This window comes from Dietzia sp. B19 (assembly GCF_014145155.1).
GTDB lineage: Bacteria > Actinomycetota > Actinomycetes > Mycobacteriales > Mycobacteriaceae > Dietzia > Dietzia natronolimnaea.
On sequence record NZ_JAALED010000157.1, the window covers coordinates 1 to 3,362 of the forward strand.

The 3,362-nt window shown below is 68.4% G+C and carries 5 protein-coding genes and 1 pseudogene; 3 read left to right on the top strand and 3 right to left on the bottom strand.

Annotated features, from left to right (window positions below; translation table 11 throughout):
• Positions 1-337, bottom strand: a pseudogene (locus tag G6020_RS05650) (hypothetical protein); the annotation flags it as partial.
• Between the two features lie 71 nt (positions 338-408).
• Here G6020_RS05650 and G6020_RS05655 point away from each other — a divergent pair.
• Both G6020_RS05655 and G6020_RS05660 read left to right on the top strand, forming a co-directional pair.
• Positions 409-939, top strand: a complete 531-nt coding sequence (locus G6020_RS05655) for a peptidylprolyl isomerase (RefSeq protein WP_179524029.1) — start codon at positions 409-411, stop codon at positions 937-939.
• Positions 940-1,072: 133 nt separating this feature from the next.
• The gene (locus tag G6020_RS05660; RefSeq protein ID WP_182609943.1) at positions 1,073-1,807 is read left to right on the top strand and encodes a rhomboid family intramembrane serine protease; all 735 of its coding nucleotides are present in this window, start codon (positions 1,073-1,075) and stop codon (positions 1,805-1,807) included.
• Here the strand turns inward: G6020_RS05660 and G6020_RS05665 are convergent.
• Both G6020_RS05665 and crgA read right to left on the bottom strand, forming a co-directional pair.
• Positions 1,797-2,333: a PH domain-containing protein gene (locus G6020_RS05665; protein ID WP_241731420.1), complete on the bottom strand. Its 537-nt coding sequence runs from the start codon at positions 2,331-2,333 to the stop codon at positions 1,797-1,799. The two genes, G6020_RS05660 and G6020_RS05665, sit on opposite strands and share 11 nt — an antisense overlap.
• Before the next feature lie 334 nt (positions 2,334-2,667).
• Positions 2,668-2,934, bottom strand: a complete 267-nt coding sequence (crgA, locus tag G6020_RS05670; protein ID WP_179524031.1) for a cell division protein CrgA — start codon at positions 2,932-2,934, stop codon at positions 2,668-2,670.
• Between the two features lie 89 nt (positions 2,935-3,023).
• On the opposite strand from crgA, the gene G6020_RS05675 reads away from it, so the two are divergent.
• On the top strand, positions 3,024-3,362 hold a 339-nt coding region (locus tag G6020_RS05675), incomplete at its 3' end, for a gamma-glutamyl-gamma-aminobutyrate hydrolase family protein (protein WP_182609944.1).

Here is a 3,362-nt window from a genome sequence, read left to right on the forward strand (position 1 = left end):
GGGCGAGGCGGCGACGGGACTTGGGCTTCTCCTGCGGGGCGGTGAGAACGGACGACTGCTCCCGGAGGTCCTCGGCGTGCTGCTTGGCGTCCGCGGCCAGCTTGCCCAGGATCTCCGCCTGTTCCGCGCGGCGGTCCCGCAGCACCTGGATACCGCGGCTCGCGCCGAAGAGGGCCAGGCCCGCGGGCCCACGGGTCGCGGCCACGGCGGCCTCCCCGAGGAAGCGGGGATCCTTGAGGTCGAACGCCTTCCGGGCGGCGGTGCCGGCGTTCTTCAGGTCCTTCTCGGCGGACTTGATGGCCTTACGCTCGGCGGCGCGATCGCTTCGTGTGCTCATGGGTAGATGGTGGCACAGCCCTCGGACAGCGACCACCACCTCGCCGACATCCACCGGGACCGCGTGGCAGGATGGTCGTCGTGAGCATCGCAACGCAGAAGGCAACCATCCACACGAACAAGGGCGACATCGTCGTCGATCTGTTCGGCAACCACGCCCCGGAGACGGTCGCGAACTTCGTCGGTCTGGCCGACGGGTCGAAGGACTACTCCCAGGCCAACGCCAAGGGCGAGAAGTCCGGCCCGTTCTACGACGGTTCGATCTTCCACCGCGTCATCTCCGGGTTCATGATCCAGGGCGGCGACCCCACGGGAACCGGCCGCGGCGGCCCGGGCTACCAGTTCAAGGACGAGTTCCACCCGGAGCTCCAGTTCACCGAGCCGTACCTGCTGGCCATGGCCAACGCCGGCCCGGGGACCAACGGTTCGCAGTTCTTCGTCACCGTGGGCCCGACTCCGCACCTGAACAACCGGCACACCATCTTCGGGAAGGTCGCGGACGCCGACTCGCAGAAGGTCATCGACGCCATCGCCACCACCAAGACCGGCGCCATGGACCGCCCGGTCGAGGACATCGTGATCGAGTCGATCGAGATCTCCTGACTCCTGATCTCCTGACTCCTGATCCACAGGGTCGTGGCGACACGGCCCGGCCAGCGGCGCGGGCACCGGAACACCGGTCCCGCGCCGTCGGTCTATCCACGACGATCCAGGAACGGTGACAGCACACCAGCCCATGACCACCCAGACGCACAGCGGCGGCGCCGTCTCCCGCTTCTTCCGACGCCAGCCGGTGACCGCGTGGCTCATCACCGCCAACCTCGCGGTCTACGCCGCCACGGTCGCCCAGTCGCGGAGCATGCTCGGCAACCACACCTCGGCGCTGTTCGAGGCCACGGCGCTCTATCCGCCGCTGGTCGCGGCGCGGGACGAGTGGTGGCGCCTGATGACCTCGGCCTTCCAGCATTTCGGGCCGATGCACCTCCTGCTCAACATGTACATGCTGTGGATCCTCGGTCTGGGCATCGAGCGCAGCATCGGACACGCCCGGTTCTTCGCGCTGTACCTGGTCTCGGCCTTCGGCGGCTCCGTCGCCGTGATGTTCTACGGCCAGAACGCGCTCACGGCCGGGGCGTCCGGCGCCATCTTCGGCCTCATGGGTGCCTACGCGATCGTCGCGATGTCGATGCGCCTCGACGTCAAGGGGATCGGGATACTGCTGGTGCTCAACATCGGCGTGAGCTTCCTCGTTCCCGGCATCTCCCTCGCCGCCCACCTGGGCGGCCTGGTGGTGGGCGCGCTCGGAGCGCTCGTCCTGGTGGTCCTGCCCCGTCGACTGCCGGGACGGGTGGGTCGTGGCGGTCGGGAGACCGTGTCGTGGCTCGCCTACCTGGGACTGGTGGCGCTCGTCGCCGTGGCCGCCTGGTACGCGGCCGACACCATGCAGTGGGGTTACGTCCTCAGGCGATAGATCCGGGGCCGCCGGTATCCGACCCGCCGGTATCCGACCCCGTGGCATCCGAGCCGCCGGACCCCGGCCCCCGGGTCCCCCCGAATCCCAGGCCCACCAGCCTCTCCCTCACCTCACGCGGATCGGTCCCCAGGTCTCCCCGCGTGAACACGTCGAGCTGCTCCCGCCCCCGGTCGTCCACGTACTCCAGTCGCATGAGGTGCTGGCGCACGCCCCATCTCGCGACCCCGAGCGCGCGCGCCTCGACGACCTGCGCCGGCGGCACGAACACCACGCCACCGAGCTTCTTGATCGCGAGCTGTCCGTCCACCACTTCTATCCGGGGACGCCGCATCAACTGCATCACCCCCGCGGGGACCACGAGCAGCGCCAGCAGCCCGGTGAGGATGAGCCCCAGGGGATCCCGGTTGGTCAGTCCCACCACCACCGCACCGACCCCGAGGGCGATCTGCGCGGCCGGCCACAGGGTCCCCGGGCCCCACGACGCGGCCTGGTGTCCGCCGGTGGACGCCGTTGTCTCACTCATCCCGCCATCCTCCCTTATCCACAGGCGGAATCCACAGTGTGGATGAATCACACGGGTGGAGTTCGATCCGCGTTCGAGAGGGCAGCACCCCGACCTGCGGCGTCGTCCTCGTCGTCGTCGTCGAGGGTTTATCCCCAGTGTGGAGGGAGTTGTCCACAGCCTGTGTGCGCGGGCGCGGGCATCGCTAACACCGGCCACTTCGCCGAATACACCACCGTGACCTGCATGGATGTCAATTCGATGAGAAAATGCAGGTCACCCCCCGCGTCGTGCGGGGGGTGACCTGTGAATTAAGCTGTGGAATGCGGGGAACGGGGTTCCGGTAGAACGGGTGTCAGCGCCAGTTCATGGTCATGAGCAGCCCGACCACGGCCAGCCCGAACCCGATGGCGAAGTTCTGCCAGGTCTCGAGGGACTGCATGAACGGGATCCGCTCACCGGCGATGTAGTAGGTCACCAACCACGCCAGGCCCAGGATCATGAGACCGAACATCACGATCAGGTACCACTGCGCGGTGGGCGTCCCCTTGACCTTGACGGGGGTGCGGCTGACGGCCGCGTCGGTGTACTCGGTCTTCGACCGGACCTTTGACTTGGGCATGACGTCCTCGCACTGGTGGGGCTGATCCAGGCCACTCTACCAAGACCCGCCGGGGACGTTCATCCCGACGACAGCAGTACGCTGCATCTATGCGCATCCTCGTCGTCGACAACTACGACAGCTTCGTCTACAACCTGGTCCAGTACCTGGGACAGCTGGGCGCGACGTGCGAGGTGTGGCGGAACGACGACGAGAGACTCGCCGGCCCGGACGGCGGCTACGACCCGGCGTCGCTCGCGGGCGTGGTCGCCGAGTTCGACGGCGTCCTGCTGAGCCCGGGCCCGGGGACGCCGGACCGGGCGGGAGCGACGATCCCGCTGATCGGGGTCTGTGGGCGCGCGGGTGTCCCGGTGCTGGGCGTGTGCCTGGGACACCAGGCGATCGGCGAGGCCTTCGGCGCCACGGTCGACAGGGCCGCTGAACTCATG

Coding starts and splice junctions, on each gene's coding strand:
- crgA (WP_179524031.1), bottom strand. CDS start 2,934: ATGCCCAAGTCAAAGGTCCGGTCGAAGACCGAGTACACCGACGCGGCC.
- G6020_RS05665 (WP_241731420.1), bottom strand. CDS start 2,333: ATGAGTGAGACAACGGCGTCCACCGGCGGACACCAGGCCGCGTCGTGG.
- G6020_RS05660 (WP_182609943.1), top strand. CDS start 1,073: ATGACCACCCAGACGCACAGCGGCGGCGCCGTCTCCCGCTTCTTCCGA.
- G6020_RS05655 (WP_179524029.1), top strand. CDS start 409: ATGGTCGTCGTGAGCATCGCAACGCAGAAGGCAACCATCCACACGAAC.